The sequence below is a fragment of the Bifidobacterium psychraerophilum genome, assembly GCF_000741705.1.
Classification (GTDB): Bacteria; Actinomycetota; Actinomycetes; order Actinomycetales; family Bifidobacteriaceae; genus Bombiscardovia; species Bombiscardovia psychraerophila.
In genome coordinates this window covers 318,130-337,114 of the sequence record NZ_JGZI01000010.1, presented here as the reverse complement: position 1 = coordinate 337,114, position 18,985 = coordinate 318,130, and the positions used below count along the sequence as shown (strand labels likewise).

Annotated in this window: 14 protein-coding genes and 1 tRNA gene; 11 read left to right on the top strand and 4 right to left on the bottom strand. The window is 59.3% G+C overall.

Annotation, left to right across the window (positions count from 1 at the left end; all coding sequences use genetic code 11):
• Positions 1–14 precede the first annotated feature (14 nt).
• From polA to BPSY_RS08570, 5 genes are all read left to right on the top strand, one after another.
• Entirely contained in the window at positions 15–2,894 is a 2,880-nt protein-coding gene (polA, locus tag BPSY_RS08590) for a DNA polymerase I (protein WP_033495409.1), read from the top strand.
• A gap of 15 nt (positions 2,895–2,909) precedes the next feature.
• Positions 2,910–3,803 (top strand): Nif3-like dinuclear metal center hexameric protein, encoded by an 894-nt coding sequence (locus tag BPSY_RS08585; RefSeq protein WP_033495411.1) that lies wholly within the window; start codon positions 2,910–2,912, stop codon positions 3,801–3,803.
• A 163-nt stretch (positions 3,804–3,966) separates the two neighbouring features.
• Positions 3,967–6,087 carry a glycogen debranching protein GlgX gene (gene glgX / locus BPSY_RS08580; RefSeq protein WP_033495525.1) on the top strand — a complete coding sequence of 707 codons (2,121 nt, stop codon included), beginning with the start codon at positions 3,967–3,969 and terminating at the stop codon, positions 6,085–6,087.
• 199 nt (positions 6,088–6,286) lie between these two features.
• Complete coding sequence (locus BPSY_RS08575; protein WP_160247971.1) at positions 6,287–6,925, top strand: response regulator transcription factor; 639 nt, start codon at positions 6,287–6,289, stop codon at positions 6,923–6,925.
• Complete coding sequence (locus BPSY_RS08570) at positions 6,926–8,101, top strand: hypothetical protein (protein ID WP_033495415.1); 1,176 nt, start codon at positions 6,926–6,928, stop codon at positions 8,099–8,101. It abuts the gene before it with no gap.
• 46 nt (positions 8,102–8,147) lie between these two features.
• Here the strand turns inward: BPSY_RS08570 and BPSY_RS11645 are convergent, their stop codons facing one another.
• Positions 8,148–8,312 (bottom strand): hypothetical protein, encoded by a 165-nt coding sequence (locus tag BPSY_RS11645; RefSeq protein ID WP_156099251.1) that lies wholly within the window; start codon positions 8,310–8,312, stop codon positions 8,148–8,150.
• Positions 8,313–8,391: 79 nt separating this feature from the next.
• Here BPSY_RS11645 and BPSY_RS08565 point away from each other — a divergent pair, with 79 nt between their 5' ends.
• Positions 8,392–8,604, top strand: coding sequence for a hypothetical protein (locus BPSY_RS08565; protein ID WP_034886800.1), 213 nt, complete (start codon positions 8,392–8,394; stop codon positions 8,602–8,604).
• A gap of 296 nt (positions 8,605–8,900) precedes the next feature.
• Positions 8,901–11,834, top strand: a complete 2,934-nt coding sequence (locus BPSY_RS08555) for an isopeptide-forming domain-containing fimbrial protein (RefSeq protein WP_162178448.1) — start codon at positions 8,901–8,903, stop codon at positions 11,832–11,834.
• A gap of 124 nt (positions 11,835–11,958) precedes the next feature.
• On the opposite strand, the gene BPSY_RS08550 is transcribed toward BPSY_RS08555, so the two are convergent.
• Complete coding sequence (locus BPSY_RS08550; RefSeq protein ID WP_162178447.1) at positions 11,959–12,981, bottom strand: alcohol dehydrogenase catalytic domain-containing protein; 1,023 nt, start codon at positions 12,979–12,981, stop codon at positions 11,959–11,961.
• A gap of 223 nt (positions 12,982–13,204) precedes the next feature.
• Here BPSY_RS08550 and BPSY_RS11170 point away from each other — a divergent pair, with 223 nt between their 5' ends.
• Entirely contained in the window at positions 13,205–13,816 is a 612-nt protein-coding gene (locus BPSY_RS11170) for a DUF805 domain-containing protein (RefSeq protein WP_157809789.1), read from the top strand.
• A gap of 67 nt (positions 13,817–13,883) precedes the next feature.
• On the opposite strand, the gene BPSY_RS08540 is transcribed toward BPSY_RS11170, so the two are convergent.
• Positions 13,884–13,957, bottom strand: a tRNA-Pro gene (locus BPSY_RS08540).
• Between the two features lie 129 nt (positions 13,958–14,086).
• Here BPSY_RS08540 and BPSY_RS08535 point away from each other — a divergent pair.
• The 3 genes from BPSY_RS08535 to hisN are packed head-to-tail and all read left to right on the top strand — an operon-like array spanning position 14,087 to position 17,516.
• Positions 14,087–15,268, top strand: a complete 1,182-nt coding sequence (locus BPSY_RS08535; protein ID WP_033496224.1) for a hypothetical protein — start codon at positions 14,087–14,089, stop codon at positions 15,266–15,268.
• A 53-nt stretch (positions 15,269–15,321) separates the two neighbouring features.
• Positions 15,322–16,674 (top strand): 3-phosphoshikimate 1-carboxyvinyltransferase, encoded by a 1,353-nt coding sequence (aroA, locus tag BPSY_RS08530; RefSeq protein ID WP_033496226.1) that lies wholly within the window; start codon positions 15,322–15,324, stop codon positions 16,672–16,674.
• Positions 16,675–16,688: 14 nt separating this feature from the next.
• Entirely contained in the window at positions 16,689–17,516 is an 828-nt protein-coding gene (gene hisN / locus BPSY_RS08525) for a histidinol-phosphatase (RefSeq protein WP_051921863.1), read from the top strand.
• Between the two features lie 217 nt (positions 17,517–17,733).
• Here the strand turns inward: hisN and BPSY_RS08520 are convergent, their stop codons facing one another.
• On the bottom strand, positions 17,734–18,960 hold the full coding sequence (locus tag BPSY_RS08520) for an acetate/propionate family kinase (RefSeq protein ID WP_033496228.1): 1,227 nt from the start codon (positions 18,958–18,960) through the stop codon (positions 17,734–17,736).
• Positions 18,961–18,985: the final 25 nt, after the last annotated feature.

Genomic DNA, 18,985 nt, shown 5'->3' with positions numbered 1-18,985 from the left:
GGAGGCCACAGGGGATGACGTCGCAAGAACAGAAGGATGACAACACGCTCCTGGTGGTCGATGGTCACTCCCTGGCGTTCAGGGCGTTTTTCGCCCTTCCGGTCGAGAGTTTCAGCAACGATGCAGGCCAGAGCACGAATGCGGTGTGGGGATTCTCCACGATGCTCGCGCAGGTCATCGAATCCGAGCATCCCACCCACCTTGCCGTGGCCTTCGATGTCAAGGGCGGCACCTTCCGCAACGAGATGCTCCCGCAATACAAAGGTACGAGGGATGCTGCCCCCGAAGAGCTGCTGAGCCAGCTGCCACTGATTCAGGATCTGCTGCGTTCCCTCGGGGTGACCTATATCGAGAAGCCCGGATTCGAGGGCGATGATGTCATCGGTACCCTGGCCACGATGGGTGAGCAGGCCGGTTTCCGCACCCTGGTGCTTTCGGGGGACAGGGACGCCTTCCAGCTCGTCGACGAGCGGATCACCGTGCTGTATCCGGGTCACCACTTCAAAGAGCTCAAACATATGACTCCCGATGCCATCGTGGAGAAGTATCATGTGACGCCTGTTCAATATCCCGAGCTTGCCGCGATGAGGGGCGAGACGGCCGACAACATCCCGGGCGTCCCTGGTGTGGGCGATGGTTTCGCGGCCAAATGGATCAACGAATATGGCGGTTTGGAAGGTATCCTCGAACACGCCGACTCCATCGGAGGCAAAAAAGGACAGGCGCTTCGCGAGAACATCGATCAGGTCCGTCTGAACCGCAAGGTCAATGCCTTGGTACGCGATCTGGACCTCGGTGTCGAGGTCGGGGATCTGACCTTCGGTGATGTCGATACCGATGCCGCGAAGGAATTGTTCGCCAAACTTCAATTCGGGGAGCGCACGCGCAATCGGGTGCTGAAAGCCTTCAACTGCATGCCGGTCGCTGATGCGGCCCAGGAATCAACGCCGGACGCGGAGGAGGAGCCGGACGCCGTGCTCGATACGGTCTCGACGAAGGATGAGCTGATGCGCTGGGCGCATGAGCACCTCGTCACCGTTTCGGGCGGTCGGGAGGACCCCGCCACAACGGGTGCTGAGGAACACGGTGAACAGGGCGACCAGCAGTCTGGGCACTGCGCCGACGATGTCGCACAATCGTGGATTTTAAGCGCCGAGGGCGATGATCGGCCAGGCCGTGCAAGCTGTGCGTCGTTGACCTTCATGTCCGCAGACGGTCACGCTGTGATTCTGGAGGCATCCGCCTTCAGCCAAGATGACGACGACTCCCTTCACGAAGGCGTCGCCGCCGTGCTCGACACATACGCGAGTCAGGCCGCGGTCCACGGATACAAGGAGCACAGTCATATGCTGGCGTCGGCTCATCTGCCGCTGCCACAGCCCGTGCTGGACACCAAACTGGCCGGATATCTGGTGCACCCGGATTTCCACCCGGATTCGGTGGAACGTGCGGCCGAGCATTTCCTGCAGATTGAAAGCCCCGCGGAGAGCAAGTCCTCGTCAACACAGGGGGCCTTCGCCTTCGATGACGAGACGGCCGAGGGCAATGACGAAGAGCGGCGGCAGCATGAGGAACTCCTGCTCCGACGCGCCGGTCTGGTCTATAAACTCGCCAGATACCTGGCTCCGGTCATTGATGAACGGCGGCAGCTGAAGCTACTGACGGACATCGAGATGCCGGTCTCATCAACACTGTCCAGGATGGAGTCGTATGGTGCCGCCATTGATGGCGAACGCCTGGTGAATATGCGCGACCAGTTCGCCGCCGATGCACGTCAGGCACAGGAATTGGCCTGGGAGAAGGCGGGCACGAAGGTCAACCTGCAGAGTCCCAAGCAGTTGCAGCAGGTGCTCTTCGAGGACATGGGCCTGCGTCACTCCCGCAAGACCAAAAGCGGTTCCTACACCACGAATGCTGCGGCCTTGCAGGATATGTATCTGAAATCGGTCGATAACGAGCGTGCGAACACCTTCCTCGGAGCCCTGCTGAGGCACCGGGAGACCAATAAGCTCAAGCAGATAGTGCAGACCCTGCTCGATGCGGTCAATCCACGCGACGGCCGTATCCACACGACCTTCGAACAGACCGTTGCGGCCACCGGGCGCCTGAGCTCGGTGGACCCGAACCTGCAGAACATCCCGAACCGGAATGCGCAGGGGCGCGAGATACGTTCCGCTTTCGTGCCCGGACCAGGCTTCATATCCCTGCTGAGTTCGGATTATTCACAGGTTGAATTGCGCATCATGGCCGATCTCTCCGGTGATGAGGCCCTTATCGAAGCCTTCCGTTCGGGTCGTGATTTCCACAAATACGTGGCGAGTCTGGTCTACGATCTGCCGGTTGACGACATTACGCAGGATCAGCGTTCGCACGTCAAGGCGATGAGTTACGGGCTGGCATATGGATTGAGCACCTACGGTCTGGCGCAGCAGCTGCGCATCAGCCCGGCGGCGGCCGACGTGCTCAAGGAAAAGTACTTCGCGACTTTCGGCAAGGTGAGGGATTACCTCGAATCACTCGTGGATACAGCCCGCGAGAAGGGCTACACCGAAACGATGTTCGGCCGCAGACGATACTTCCCGGGTCTCAAATCAACGAATCGCCAGGCCCGTGACGCGGCGGAACGCGGAGCGCTGAATGCGCCCATCCAAGGTTCAGCAGCGGACATCATGAAGATCGCGATGGTGAAGGCCGATCAGGAGCTCATCAAGGCGGGTTTGCGCAGCAGGATCATTCTGCAGATACACGATGAACTTGTCGTCGAAATCGCCGATGGCGAGCAGGAACAGGCGACACGACTGGTCAAGGACGCGATGGAGCATGCCGTCGAGATCGCCGTGCCACTGGATGTCTCCACCGGTCTCGGTGATGACTGGCAGCTTGCCGCGCACTGAAAGGCGTGATTGACGATGGCGGATGCACTCAGACTCGAACAGGTGATCGGGGTTCTCCAAGAGCTCTACCCTTTACGGTATGCCGAGGACTGGGATGCACCCGGCCTGATCGTCGGGGATCTCTGCGCGCCGGTGCATGCCATTCACTGCGCCGTCGATCCGACGCCCCAGGTCGTGGATGAGGCGATAGAACAGGGCGCGGATCTACTGGTCACGCATCATCCCTTGCTCTTCCGATCCGTTCATGAGGTTTCGGGTCTTGGCTTTCGCGGCGAGATCATCCGCAGGCTCATCGAACACCATTGTGCCTTGTGGGTGGGGCACACCAATGCGGATGCAGCGTACCGTGGCGTGGCCGAAGGCGCGGCGGAGGCTTTTGGCCTTCAGGATCTGAGACCGTTGCTGCCCATCAATGACGAGCTGTCCGAACACCAGGTGGGACTGGGTAGGGTCGGCGTATTGCCGCAGGCCATGAGCCTGCGAGATTTCGCGATGCGGGTGAAGGATGCGCTGCCCTTCACCCAGGCGGGTGTGCAGGTCAGCGGGGATCTTGAGGCGCCGGTCAGCCGGGTCGCGGTCCTACCAGGCTCGGGAGATTCGATGTTCGACGACGTGCGTGCATGCGGGGCCGATGTGTTCGTAACGAGCGACCTGCGCCACCATCCGGCGCTCGATGCGATCGAGCAGGCGCGATACGAGGCTGCGATGCGCGGTGCAGGCGTCGCTCTCGGCAGCGGCGATGGCCATATACGCCCTGCATTGATCAATACGCCTCACAGCGCTATCGAGAGTCTGTGGTTCCACCATGCCGGAATCGATATTCCCGCTCGGGTCCAGGAGCGTTACGGAGTTCGCCCGCAGCTGACAATCTCCGCCCTGAACACCGATCCCTGGTCCTTGCGCATCTGAGGCACATGATCCGAGCTATCGGAGCTGAGCCCTGCAAGGCACGCGGGTGCCAGGTCGAAGTCCATCATCTGTGCGATTTGTCACGAAGCGCTGGACCGCGGATTGCAATGGAAACACAGAAGATAATGCGATACTAGTAACTATGCAAATAAGACCAGGTTCCATGTATCCGCTTGGTGCCAGTTATGACGGTGCTGGTGTCAACTTTGCGGTCTTCTCACAGGCGGCGGAAAAAATCGAACTCTGTTTGTTCGACGATGATGACAACGAAACACGTATCGCGATGAGCGAGCAGAACTCCTTCATATGGCACAACTACCTTCCGGGAATCCAACCAGGTCAGCGATACGGCTTCCGTGTCCACGGCCCCTACGACCCCGCTCACGGACAACGCTGCAATCCGAACAAACTGCTGCTCGACCCCTATGCCAAGGCCATCGAGGGCAACATAGATGGTGATGAGAGCCTGTTCTCTTACTGGCACGGTGAAGGCCATGATGAAGGTTCGCTCAACACACTGGATTCGGCACCCCACACGATGAAGTCGGCCGTGGTCAATCCCTATTTCGATTGGGGTAACGACCAGCATCCATACATCCCTTATCACGATTCAGTGATCTACGAGGCCCATGTGCGGGGCATGACGAATCTCAACCAGGATGTACCCCCCGAGATTCGCGGCACCTACGCTGGGCTCGCATACCCGACGGTCATCGAATACCTCAAAAAGCTGGGCATCACGGCCATAGAGCTGATGCCCACCCACCAGTTCGTCAACGACACCTTCCTGCAGGAGAAGGGGCTGACGAATTATTGGGGATACAACACCATCGGCTTCTTCGCGCCACATAATGACTATTCCAGTTCAGGGGCCCGCGGAGAGCAGGTCAATGAATTCAAATCGATGGTGAAATCATTCCACAGCGCCGGCATCGAGGTGATCCTCGACGTGGTGTACAACCATACCGCCGAAGGCAATGATCAGGGTCCCACACTGAGCTTCCGTGGCATAGACAACAAATCCTATTACAGGTTGGTCGATGGCGACGAGGCCCACTATTTCGATACCACAGGAACCGGCAACTCCCTGCTGATGCGTTCGCCGCATGCGCTCCAACTCATCACGGACTCGTTGAGGTACTGGGTCACGGAAATGCATGTGGACGGATTCCGCTTCGACCTTGCGGCCACACTCGCCAGGCAGTTCCAGGAGGTCGACAAGCTCTCCGCCTTCTTCGACATCGTCGAGCAGGATCCCGTCATCTCCCGGGTCAAGCTGATCGCCGAACCGTGGGATTTGGGTTCGGGCGGATACCAGGTGGGAGGATTCCCATCCTCCTGGAGCGAATGGAACGGCCGCTACCGTGACTGCGTCCGTGACTTCTGGCGGTCGCAGCCATCGACACTGCCCGAATTCGCCAGTCGTTTGATGGGCAGCTCGGATCTCTACCAGGATGATGGCCGCAGACCGGTCGCCTCGGTGAACTTCGTGACCGCGCATGATGGATTCACACTCAACGATCTGGTGAGCTACAACGAGAAGCACAATGAGGCCAACGGGGAGGACAACCGGGACGGCGAAAGCAACAATCGCTCCTGGAACTGCGGCGTTGAAGGTCCCACATCGATCAGGGACATCAACGAGCTGAGGGCGCGCCAATGCAGGAATTTCCTGGCTACGCTGCTGTTCAGCCAAGGAATCCCGATGATCTGCGGTGGGGATGAGGTGGCCCGCACCCAGCATGGCAATAACAACGCGTACTGCCAGGACAATGAGATCTCCTGGACGAATTGGGATCTGGATGACAGCCAGCGTGAGCTGCTCGCATTCTCCACCAAGCTGATCCATCTTCGTCTGGATCACCCGGTGCTCCATCGCAGACGCTTCTTCATGGGGCGCGAGGCGGGGGACACCTCGGACACGGTTCCACAAGTGGAATGGTTCGACCATACCGGTTCGATCATGGACCGCACCGATTGGAACAACACCCACGCATTCTCGGTTATGGTGTTCGTCAACGGCGCCGACATTCCCGAAAAGGACTGGTTCGGTTCGACGATGGTCGACAATGACTTCATCTGCATATTCAACGCCTTCTACGAGCCGATCGTATTCTCCCTCCCTGATGAGAAATACGGCAACAAATGGCAGCTGGTGGTGGACACCTTCAACCCTGCAGGGCCGGAACTGGTGTATGAGGCGGGATTCAACATCACGGCCCAGCCCAGAAGCTTCATCATGCTGATGAGCGCCACAAAACCCAAGGTGGCCAGGGAATTCTGAGCGATTCATGACGGGGGATGGGAGAGTTTGCGGTACGGGGATGTCGCTGCAGGCCACGAGGGCGATGAAGGTGGGCATGGACTGTCCTGACTGCAGGCGAAGCTAGAGGGAGTGCCTGACGTACCTTCGCACAGGCTGATGTACCAACCCGGTTGTGGTCGATGATTCTCGATCATCCAAGATGAGGAGCGTTGAGGTTTTGGGAATTCCAGAAGAGATGAGGGGCTCGGACAGCGGGCAACTGACTCTTGGCATCCTGGACAACGACCCCTATGCCGTAGATTATCTCGAAATCCTCTTCAAACGCAGCTCCGCTCCGATTCATGTGCTCTGGACGACGACCGTGCCGAGGAACGCGCTGAAGCTGTGCGAGGCCGAGGCGGCACTGCCTCAGGTCATACTCACCGATATGTCCATACCCGAGATGAGCGGCATCGAATTCGCGCGTGAGATCACAGCACTGTATCCGGCGATGAAAGTCGTGGGCATCACCGCCCTGCGTTCACCGGATGAGCAGGATTCCGCCCGTCAGGCGGGTATTTCGGCGGTGCTGAACAAGGACGAGACGGTGATGAATATCGTCAGGACCCTGGGGCATGTGGTGGGAAACGATGCCGCGATGTACTGGCAGGGGCCCGGCAGCATCATCGCGTTGAACGATACCGAATGCGATATTTTCAGTATGTTCGCACAGGGACGCACCTTGCAGTCCATTGCGGTTCGTCTGGGGATCAGCCCCGCAACGGTCAAGGTGCATATGAAACGCGCCTACGCCAAGCTCAACGCCCACAGCAGGACCGAAGCCATCGCGATCTGCATCAGGGATGGTCTGATCTGAATGGCCTTTGGCGCGACCGTACAGAAAACGATGCAGCAGCTGTTGCGAAACTACCGGTCCCATATCCGTTACGCCGCGGGATCCGGCATATGCCTGACCTTCATGACCATGGAGATCCTGGCCTGGAAAAGCTTCACCGCCATCGGTGTGGCTTTCACCGTGATCTACGCCCTGCTGCTGGCGGTGCTGCCCTTATTGCCTGAGACGGCATCCGTGGGGCTGTCGGTGCTCAGCGTCGTCAAATCATTGCTTCCGGTGCTCGTGGTGGGACCTTCGGACTTCTGGGGAACATGGTATGCGCTCGGTGTGCTCGGACTGAGACGCAAGCCGCTGATTCCCGTCATATGCGTGGCGGCGAATGTGATGGCATCATTCTCAGGCGTCGTGTTCGGTGGTGAGGCCCCAACAGTGGGGGATGTGGGGCTTGCGTGCAGCTATGTGCTGTCGGGGCTTGCCGGTTTCGCCATACAGAAACAGACGTCGGCGATGCGGGCCCAGAAGGAGCGGGAGCTGAGCGAGCAGCGTCTGCGATTCCAGACCGAGAGACTTGAGAACCTGCATGTGCTCCATGACCGGATCGCAGGCGAATTGACGCATGTCATACAGCGCAGTCGTTTATGGCGCAGCGACCCGGATGTGGATCCGGCCGCCAAACAGGAGATCCAGGATCTCGAAGGCATGGTGAGCGAAGTGCTGCACCAGCTGCGTGAACAGGTGATCGAGCCCGCACGACGCACCCTGGAAAGCATCCCGGTCCCCGAGATCCAGGGCTCCGATGGGGAGCGGATCCTGCATCAGAGAACATGCGCGGCGGAGCGGAAACTTGCGGCGTTGGGTTTTACCGGGCGTATCGAGATCATCGGCATCGATGAGTTCGCCGACACCGGGCAGTGCCTGGAAGTCGCACGAATGATCGATGAGCTGTCCAATAACATAGCCAAATACGGCAGGCCCGGTGAATACCTCTTCCGCATTACCTTCGACACTGATGCGGTCAGTGTGTTGTCCTCGAATCTGACGCTTCAGGACAAGCCCTCGGATCTCGGCACTTCGGGTCCGGGCCTGCATCTGATCGAAAGCGCCGTGAAGGAGAGGGGTGGCAGCATGGACTGCAACGCCGACGAACATGAATGGACGATGGCGATCCGTCTTCCGCGTGATGCTCGGCCTCAATGATCCTCAACGTTGAGGTCAATCCGCTGCCAGAATCACACCCTGACCGTTAACGGTCGCACAGCCAGGACAGCCATGCAGGGCAAGGCTTGTAGAGGACCACGATTCCGGAGTCCTCCGAGGATTGCGTGACACTGCTCTGAGCATTGGCAGGAGTCGCGTACCCCGCACCCAACAGACATGAGACTGCGAATATTCCAGCGATAACCTTCATATGAATCCCTTTCCTCAACTGTATGCGTTCCCACATTCCTGTGGTGAATCGCGTTGCCTGAACCGAAGTGCAATTCTTCATGGAGTCGGAGATCGTCGAGATTTCCGGAGCCGGACAAGGAAGCGCACCCAAGAATCGAGTGTATTCGCTTGATGACGAGGAGTCCAAGCAGGATCACCGGTCTCCGGCAGGCAAGGGTCTCTGCCGGCACATGAGCATCCTCGGATGCGGCACAACTGGTGAACATGTCGCCATGACCAGATGTATCAAGGACTATGCGCCCAAGCAGTGATGCGACTCTGAGAAACCGTGACGCAGCGCTTATACGATGGAGATGGATATACATACTGTATGATGTTGAGCATATTGTATGGTCATGTACCTCCTGATGGCAGTCTGCACGCCGGCAAGTCCTGAAGCCTTGGGACTCTGTCTGCATCATCGCCGGTCACAGGAGGACGGTGTTGAGGCGGGAGTGTTCGTATGGGTAGCTTGCGGGATATCGGTCGTCGTGTATCTGGTCGTGTTGGTCGTTATGCGTCTGTTCGCTTGGTGCCTGTCGCGGGGGGGGGGGCAGTAGTTGCCTTCTTGCTGTCCCTGTTGCTGGTTCTGCCTCTTGTGCTGGTGGCGCTGCCGGTGGATCGGGCGTCGGCTGCTCCTGTTGATTTGGGCCCTGATGGGTATTTCAGCACTTTGGGTGCGGGTGCGCTTCCGGTGGTGGATAAGGATAACGAGACGCCCGGGATACCTCAGGACGGTTGGGCCAATACGCGTCGTATCGTGTTCGGCAAGCAGGGCAATACGGGTACCTATGGCGGTGCAACGGTGTCCGGCGGGTACAAGACCTTGGCGAAGGGTGCGGTGGCGAGTGTACCCGATGCCGATTTTGGTGTGAACCAGGCGTATTCGAAGTCCGCTACCACGTCGGTCGCCACGAATGAGGCTCTGCTATGGTCTGATAACACAGTGATCCCAGGTTTCCCATTTGACAATATATCTTCTACGGCTCGGAATTCTTTTGATAGTGCGACAGGTCCTTATCAGTCGAATCTGGCTCTCGTGTCCGATGCGGTGGGGGCGCAGCATTATTCCTCTCTTGAACAGTCTTTGCTGCGTGTGGCCCCAGTAGAGGGCGTGTGTACGGCGCCTCAGTTGATTGGCTGCGGTTCTCAGGGTGGTTACACGCAGCAGTCTGATTCGGTGAACGCATACAGGGTGTTTCCCCTGTCTATCGGCGATTTCAGCAAGTATCTTGGCCATACTTCTGGTTCGGTGGCGGATGCCAATATTGCTTGTCCTGGAAGTAGATGCACCTATGGTCAGGGCTTTTGGACACGTTCTGCCCGCTGGTCCAGCCAATATAGTGCATATGTGGGGAGAGATAGTGGTATCCCTGACTACTTCAATACAGGCAATACCGTTTATAGTTTGCGTCCTGCTCTTCGTTTGGGTCTTGATGGTCTGCTGCTGTCGGCTCTCAGCGGTGATCAGGGTCAGGGTGCGTCGGGTGATTTGCGGTTGACCTATGTCGAGTCGGGCAAGCAGTTGCATACCTGGTCTGCTTCGGTGTCGGGTGCTGCGGGTGCAAGGGCCTTGAGTCTGTCGGGCGTTTCGGATCTGGGCTCGGACATGGGTTGGAAGGTGGTGGATCCGGTTACCTCCACGGTGTTGGGTTCGGGCAGGACGAGTGCTGGCGGGAATATGGCGTTGCCCGAGTCGTTGATGCCGGATGTGTCGAAGGATTATGACCTGTATATATGGGGCCAAGAGGATGGCAGTGCCACGGTTGGGTTGACGAATAGGGCCACTGAGCCGGTGAAGACCACGATCAAAGGTTGGAAGGTGCAGGTTCCTCCCTCCTATGGCATCGAGGTGACGGGTGTCACCTCTGGTGGGTTGAGGGCGTACAAAATCGGTGATTACGCGGAGACGGTGTTCGATCATACGGGTGCGTTGCGCAGTGTGAAACTGACGACCCCTGCCGGGTTGGTGTCCGCGGTCCTGGCTGCTGCCGGTGTGGCGGGTGGTGTGGGTGTGGATGCTGGTAACCCCATTGCTTGGGTGGCATCTCACTGGTTGGGGTATCCCAGTGTGCCTCTGAGTGATGATGTGACTTCGGCGTTCAGTCCGTATGCGGGCAGTCTGCAGTTGTTCGCCCAGGCGTTGGCCGGTGACACCGGGTCCCTGGGCGCGGTGGCGGGCAGCCTGCCCGCGGGCACGTTCTCTTCCCTGGCGACGGTGACGCTGCCGGTGTCCGGTCCGGGCTTGTATTTGGTGGTGGATGATAGTCAGGCGTCTGGTGGTTCCCTGCCGATCATCGTGGGCACCAGGGTCTTCAACCCGGATCTCGGGGATGATGGGGGTCTCGTGGATTTCGCGGACGCCGGTGTCAAGGGCAAGCCCAGGTTGGGTCGGGCTTCGTTGAAGACGAGCGTGTTGGATGTGTCGAAGCGGGTTGTGAATGATGCTGGTATGGATGGTTTCGACCTGGGGAGTCAGGTGGAGTATGAGATCGCGCTCCAGGTGCCTGACCTGTCGTCCTTCGCTTCTTTGCCGTATTCCTCTTACGTGTTCGCTTTGTCCGATGTGGCCGATGCGGGGTTGACGTTGCCTGCCGTGTCCGCGGTGCGGGTGTTGATGGATGTGCCGTCGCCGGATACGGATGTGACGGGCACGCCGGGCTTGTCGGTCGGGGTGTCTGGTGACACGTTGAGTGTGAGCGGCTTGAAGGCTGTGTTCGCTGAGGATGCGTCCGGTCATGTGGCGAATAAGGCCTCGGTTCCGGTGGGTTCGCTGATCCGGATCCGTTACAGTGCGGTGTTGAATACGGGCGCGTCCCTGTCCGCTCCGGGTGGTGGGGGTTTGCGTCCGAATGTGAACACGGCGACCCTGACCCGCTCACGTATCGCCGGGGTGTCCCCGGGTTGGGATGACGCCGGCCCCGGCGCGGAGTCCAAAAGCGCGACGGCGAACGCGTATGTGTTCGGGTTGGACCTGGTGAAGGTCGACAAGGACGACACCACCAGGGTATTGGGTGGCGCGGGCTTCGAGGTGAGCCGCGACGGGCAGGTGTTGGGCTTCGTGCAGCTGGGTCCGGGCGTGTACCGATTGGCGGTGCCGGGCGACACGGGTGCGCTCAGTGAGGTCTTCTCCCATACGGACGGCACGCTGAAGCTACTGGGTGTGGAGGCTCGCGGCCTGTCGTTGAGGGAGACCTCGGCTCCGTCGGGGTATTTCAAGGTGCCGGCCTTCATGGTGGAGGTGCTCCCGGTGTGGAACACGGACGCCAGTGAGGTGACGCTGGCGTCGTATCGCACCCATGGCACCAGCCTGGCCTTCGTGTCCCGGGATGGGCGCGCGGTCATGGTGGCCGACCCGGCCCACTCCCTGGCGAACCTGCCCTACACCGGAGGCATCGGCATCCTCGTCCTGTTGGTGCTTGCCACACTGTTCCTGGTGTTCGCGGTACGCCCGTACTACCTGTCCCACCGAGCCGAAACCACAGCCAACATCCTGGAATGATGGCACATCGGGCCGTATCCCCCTATGAACCATGCGCCTCGGCTTGATGCCATCTGCCCGTGGGTTCCCGTGCGGGCACGGGCGGGTGGCGGTTCGGACATTCCCGTATGCGCTTCATCGTGGTTTACTCCTCCGATGTTGTCAGGATTATCTTCTCGCCCGGAGCGGCTCCGACCATGGACGCAAGGGCGTCCGTATATGCTGCAAGCGGTGTGACCCGTGGTTGTGGTGGAAGGAGCGTCCCCTTGCCGACCGCGGTGAAAAGTCCACTGAGTGCCCGCCGATATCGTGGCCGCTGTGTTGCCACGATGATTGGGACGGAGCAGATGCGTTCATGTGGTTGCGCGTAACGTCGCAGCGCCGAGGTGGCGAAGCCGGCCGCTGTGCTGGAGCGCCCTCGCCCGGGCGTTCCACCGAATGCCGTGCGCACCAGACGACCACCCGGGCGTATGGTCCTGCGCACGGATCGACTGCCGGTGTGGTCGATCGCGCCGACAACACCCCCGTCGGTGGCTTCGAGAATCCGGTCAATCCACGTGGCGTCGTTGTAATCGAACACGGAAGCGGTGAACCGTGCGGCGTGGTCATGAGAGCGCGGCGATGCCGTGCCGTATGCAGTGAAGCCTCGGGTGGTGGCGAGCTGTGAGGCCCACGCTCCGACTGCACCGCCGGCACCTTGCACGAGGATCGTTCCCGACTCCACTGCCAGTGCATCGAGCGCGAACAGGGCGGTAACGGCATCCAGTGGGACCGTCGCCGCAATCGCGTCGTCAAGGAAGTCCGGCACCGGCACCAGCAGGGAGGGTGCGACGCTGATGAGGCTCGCATGTGCACCCATCCGAGGAAGAATCCCCGCAACCCGTTGTCCGACGTGCAGATCAGGTGGTGTGTCTGCGGGCAAACGCTCGATAACGCCTACGAAGTCATAGCCGGGTGTGAAGCCTCGTATGGGATGGAGCAGATAATCGCCCCGCACGGCCATGGCGTCCGTCACTCCCATCGAGGCATGTGTGACGTGGACGAGAGCGTGGCGGCTCTGCCTCCTCCGGGACAGTCTCTCCCTGACCACTGTCGTCTGCATGGGGTCGAAGCCTTCCACGCGCACGGCATCTCGTTCTATTGATGAATCATTTAGGTAACATGTCATGTAATTCAGCATAGCGAAGTTGCATGACATGTCACGCAATAGGGTGTGAATGCTCGCGCCAGTGATCGACGGTAAGCAGCCGTTTAGGGTACAGAAGCTGGGAGCTCGCTCATATCCTTAAGGAAAGCTGGAAATTAGACTTGATCGTAGGCAAGGTACAGCTGTGCGTGGTGTGATACCGGGCCCGTACATGGCACAGGCACTTCGGACGAGAGGAGGAAGCATGTTGAGTCACGATAGGAAGACTCGCATACCTCCTCTGTACGTGGTCAAACCTCGTCGTGCTTTTCGATGGGATCAGTCCGTCGTACGCTTCGTCCGGCGATATGCCATGTTCAATGGACGGGCAAGCAGAAGCGAATACTGGTGGTGGATGCTGACGAATGCGGTGGTGATGGCCGCCATCGGCTTCGCCTCATGGTGGTGGGGCAACGGCCTCTCCGCGTTGATGCTGGTGTGGGTTCTCGTCACCTTGCTCCCGACGCTGTCATTGGGATCCCGACGTCTGCAGGATTCGGGGATGAGCCGATACTGGTGCGTCCTTCCGTATATCGGTGATGGTTGTGCATTGCTCATAGCCGCACTGACCGCAACCTTTACGAAGGGAGTGCTCCAGCTCCGGTCAGGGGCGTTCCCCAACGTCATCGCTGCGTATGTTGACGGCGGTGCGATCGCCACGGTGCAGGTCGCCGCCCTCACCATCGTGTGTGACTGCGTGTATGTGGCGTTGATGCTCAGGCAAAGCCGGTCACGCCTTCCCAATGCGAAGCAGGGCGGTCCGACACTCATCATTCCGCAGTCCGAAAGCGGAGAAAACGCATATATGACGGTGTGAAGTCGTACCCGTATTCTTTGGTGATATCCGAGGCCGCTGCGATGCGGTCATTTCTGTATATATGAAGTCGGGCCGACAGGATTTGAACCTGCGACATCCTGCTCCCAAAGCAGGCGCGCTACCAAGCTGCGCTACGGCCCGATGTCCTAAGGACTGGTGCAACCCACACCGATACCGGCACGTGGGCACAAGATAATATTGTAACCCATAAATGCCGGTAGCGTGTTGCGGCTAGAATCGGGGGAGCAGTCGGCGACCGGAGGAGGATTTATGGGGCGGCATCAGCGCGCCGAGACGTCCGGTCTTATCTCGTTCATCCTATGCCTTATGGTTGCCGCGGTTTCGATGACCGTGTTCATGGATAATGCGAGTGCGATTTGGCTGGTGACGAGACGTGTGTTCATCGTCGGTTCGGGTGTCGTGGCGCTCTGTGGTGTGCTTTCCTTCATCGTGGGGTATTCCAGACGGTCCAAATCATTGACCCTGGGACAGGGCTGGTGGGTGCCGATACGTCGCATCGTCGAGATCATCGCGTTGTCCGTAGTGTATGCGGCGACCATCTTCCTTTCGATCTACGCCTTGCTCAGCATCATGAACGATATGATGGGCGTGCGCATATTCAGCGGCTATATTCCCTGGGTGTGCGGCATCTTCGCCGGCGTCGCGGGCTATATCACCTTTGTGCAGGCCGATCTGATGGATGCGAAAACCATCGCCTCGCTGCTGCCCCTCTTCGTGATGGCGGGTGTGTCCACCGCAGGGCTGACGACCGATGACCCTTACTGGTGGCACAACAACTTCTCCCAGCTGGGGGACCGCACCACTTTTGCGGCGCGGATGTTCAATTCGACATTGATACTTGCGGGTATATGCATCGTCATCATCAGCTACTTTGCCATCTCCGAACTCAGAGCCACCCACCGCATGCGGCTGGCGTGGTCCCGTGCGCACCGCCCAGCCCCGCAGATCGATGACGCGCCCCAGGCCTCCGGGGAGGTCGCCCATTTTTCGATGCGGACCATACTGCTCACGGCGCTGCTGATCTGCTCCGGCATCGCCTTCATCGGCATAGGCTCCTTCCGCTATTCACCGCATCCCATTCTGCACAACGTGTTTGCCAGAGGATTGCCTGGAATCATGTGCATACTGCTAATCGGATTGCCGTGGCTTGCACCGCAGCTTTCCCGTGCGATGTATGTCATATCCGATCTGGGCATCGTACTGTGCGCGGTCGCAGGTTTCGTCTGGCTGGAAGGGGCGAATACCCTCACCAATGTCGAAGCCCTCGCAGGGCTCATATTCCTGGGATGGTTCATCGTCTTTTCCCGTCAGATCGCGGCGATTGAGGCGGATCGTGTGCAGGCCCAGATGGTGTATATACAGAGTTCCTCCGAATCCCCGCATCGGGACGATCCCCTGATGGTCGAATCGAGGCTTGCGGCCGATCAGTAGAATGCGGTACGGATCGGCGGTGGATTCCAGAAAAATCGGGGAGGGCGGATACCATGACAGACATGACAGCAGACCCAAACATCCAGGAATCATGGCCGGCTCCCGCGCCACAGGGTCCCCTGCATGCGAGAGTGAAGATACCGGGCAGCAAATCACTGTCGAATCGCTATCTCCTGCTCGCTGCGGCCGGTAGCAGCACGGTGACGCTTCATGGACTGCTGCGTTCCAGGGATTCCGAGCTGATGATGGGCGCTTTGGAGACCCTTGGGGTTCGTGTGAGCAGTGATGCCGACGATCCGACGACGGTCAGCGTCAGTCCTCCCGGAAGCGGCAGGTATACGGGCAACGTCACCATCGATTGTGGTCTTGCCGGTACGGTTATGCGCTTCGTACCGGGTCTGGCTATGCTCGCTGACGGTCCCGTCACCTTCGACGGGGACAGCCAGGCTTATCAGCGTCCTATGGCGCCACTGCTTGAGGGCTTGGAACAACTCGGTGCGGACATCGTCTATCACGGTGAGCCCGGTCATCTTCCTTTCACCCTCGTTCCACCCTCCCAATGGAATAGCGGGAAGGTGGCGATCGATGCCTCGGCCTCATCCCAGTTCATCTCGGGAATATTGCTGATAGCGCCGGCCCTGCCGCATGGCGTGATACTGAAGCATACCGGGAAGACGCTTCCCAGCCTTCCGCATATCCGCATGACCGTGGATGATCTGAAGCATGCCGGTGCACAGGTGAAGGCGCATGAATACCAGCGTGAATGGCTTGTCGAGCCGGGAAGCCTGCACCTGCCACCCCATGTGACGATCGAACCCGATCTGTCGAATGCGGCCCCCTTCCTCGGTGCGGCCTTGCTGGCAGGCGGCAGCGTCGAGGTGCCGAACTGGCCGGAGCAGACAACCCAGCCCGGGGGTCTGCTTCCCGGGTATCTCAGTCGTATGGGCGCTGATGTGAGCTTCATCGAGGAGGAGGGGACGCGCTGGTGCCGGGTGTCCTCTGACGGCACCATTCACGGTCTCGGCGATTTCGATCTCACTGCGGCAGGGGAGATCGCGCCATCCCTGGCGGCCTTGCTCGTATTCGCCGATGCAGGTACCAATATGCTCGGCATCGGGCATCTGCGGGGTCATGAAACAAACAGACTTGCCGCTTTGGTGCAGGAGATCGGGAGAATCGGGGGAGAAGCACAGGAGCTGCCCGACGGCATCAGCATCACCCCGGTACCTCAGGAGCGTCTGCATGCGGCGGACCTTCACAGCTACGCGGATCACCGGATGGCTACATTCGGTGCGATGCTCGCTTTGCGGATCCATGGAATCACTGTGGAGAATATCGGCACAACCAGCAAAACGCTTCCCGATTTTGTGGAGATGTGGCGTTCCATGCTGAACGATGACAAATGAAAGGCAGCCCCTTGATGGCAGCACGTACTGTGTATGATGAACGGTCCTTTGCGAAGGAACTTGCGGATAATCCTCATTACGACGATCTTCTTCTCGCACTGAGCATGGCGGATGAGGCCGATGAGCTCACCTCACACCGCTTCGGTGCCATGGATCTGCATGTCGAGAACAAGCCCGACCACACTCCGGTCACGGATGCCGATCGCGCCACCGAACAGCTGATACGCGATCGCCTCGGCAAGGAGCGTCCCGAGGACAGCATCTACGGCGAGGAACTCGGCAAGGCCGCCTCGACCGGCAGGCGGTGGATCATCGACCCTATTGATGGTACGAAGAATTTCGTACGCGGTGTGCCTGTCTGGGCCACATTAATCGGACTTCAGGATGGTGATGACATCGTGCTCGGGGTTGTGTCGGCCCCGATGCTGCATAATCGTTGGTTTGCTGTGCGTGATGGAGGAGCCTATATGGGTTCCGATGCGGATAATGCCGTGCGCCTGCACGTATCCGGAGTGTCCGATCTGGCGAATGCCTCCCTGTCGCTCTCGTCCCTGAGCGGCTGGAAGGAACGCGGGGACCGCGATGAGTTGATCGCATTGAGCGATAGGATGTGGCGGCTGCGAGGATTCGGTGACTTCTGGCAGTACATGCTGGTCGCACAGGGCGCGATCGACGTCGCCGCTGAGCCGGAACTTGATTTGTACGATATGGCGGCACTGGTGCCGATCGTTGAGGAGGCGGGTGGTACCTTCACCGATCTCGAGGGGAATCCCGGCCCCTGGGGCGGGAACGGACTGGCCAGTAACGGATTGCTGCACCACACGGTACTGCAGGCACTCTGACGCACTGCAGCCTGTGCCGTCTGCGAAAGTCGATGGGAACGTGCACGTGTAAGCGCATGCCGTGGTCCAGGCGAAGCAGCCCTGATATATCCGCATCGGCTACCGGAATGCTTGCATGAGATGCAGAGGAGGCCACCACGTCGTATTGACGTGGTGGCCTCCTCTGCATCATGGCCGCCCGAAGGCGTGAAGCCCGGTACCGAGCGGCTTCGCACTACTACTTGTTGAAGACGTTCCCGTATGAGTCGCCGTTCTCTGCGATGGTCTCCGACTGACGGGCGATGGAGAGCTCTTCGTTGGTCGGAATGATGCAGATGTCGATGCTGCTGTCCGGGGTGGAAATGATGCGTGGCTCCTTGGAGCGGATATCATTCTTCTCAAGGTCGATTTTGACGCCGAAGGGGGCAAGCTTCTTGGCGACTTCCCTGCGTACGACCTCGTCGTTCTCGCCGACACCGGCGGTGAAGGTGATGACATCGACGCCACCCATCTGGGCGACGTAGTTGCCGATGTATCCGACGATGCGGTGAACGTAGATATCGAGCGCGAGCTTTGCGTTCTCGTCACCTTCGGCGATCATGCGATGGATCTCACGCATATCGCCGTGGCCGGTCAGACCGGTCAGGCCGGAGCGCTTGTTGAAGAGCGCGTCCAGCTCGTCGACGTTCATGTGAGCATTGCGGATCAGGTGGAAGACGACGGCGGGATCGATATCGCCCGTGCGTCCTCCCATCACCAGTCCTTCGAGAGGGGTCAGACCCATTGAGGTCTCAACGGGCTTGCCGGAGATCTGTGCCGATGCCGAAGCACCGTTGCCGATGTGCAGCACGATCTGCTTGAGCCCTTCAGCAGGCTTGCCTACCAGCTCGGGCACCAGTGAGCCGACATACTGGTGGCTGGTGCCGTGGGCGCCGTAACGACGGATGTGGTACTCGTCGGCGATGTCCTTGTTCAGCGCATACGTGCTGACGGCCTTCGGCAGGTCGAAGAAGAAGGAGCTGTCGAATACGAAGACCTGTGGGGTGTCGGGGAGCAGCGCGCGCATGACTTCGGCTCCGACGGCCTCGGGGCCGTTGTGCAGAGGTGCGAGCACGGCAAGGTTCTTGACCTGTGCGATGGTTTTGTCGGTTACCAGAGCCGGCTTCGGGAAGACCGATCCACCCTGGACCACGCGATGGCCGACGGCCACGATTCCGGCTTCCTGGATGCTGGGTCCATACTCTTCAAAGAATTCAAGAACGCGCTTGAGTCCGACTTCATGGTCGGGAATCGGCTCTTCCAACTCGTGCTTTTGGCCTTGGTACTCATGCTTGTAATGACCGTCTGACGGTTCGCCGATTTTCTCGACGAGACCGGAAGCAAGGCCTTCGCCTGATTCAAGATCGACCAGTTGATACTTGATTGAGCTTGAGCCCGAATTGATGACAAGGACGGTTTTCGCCATTATGGCTTCCTCCTGATGATATGAC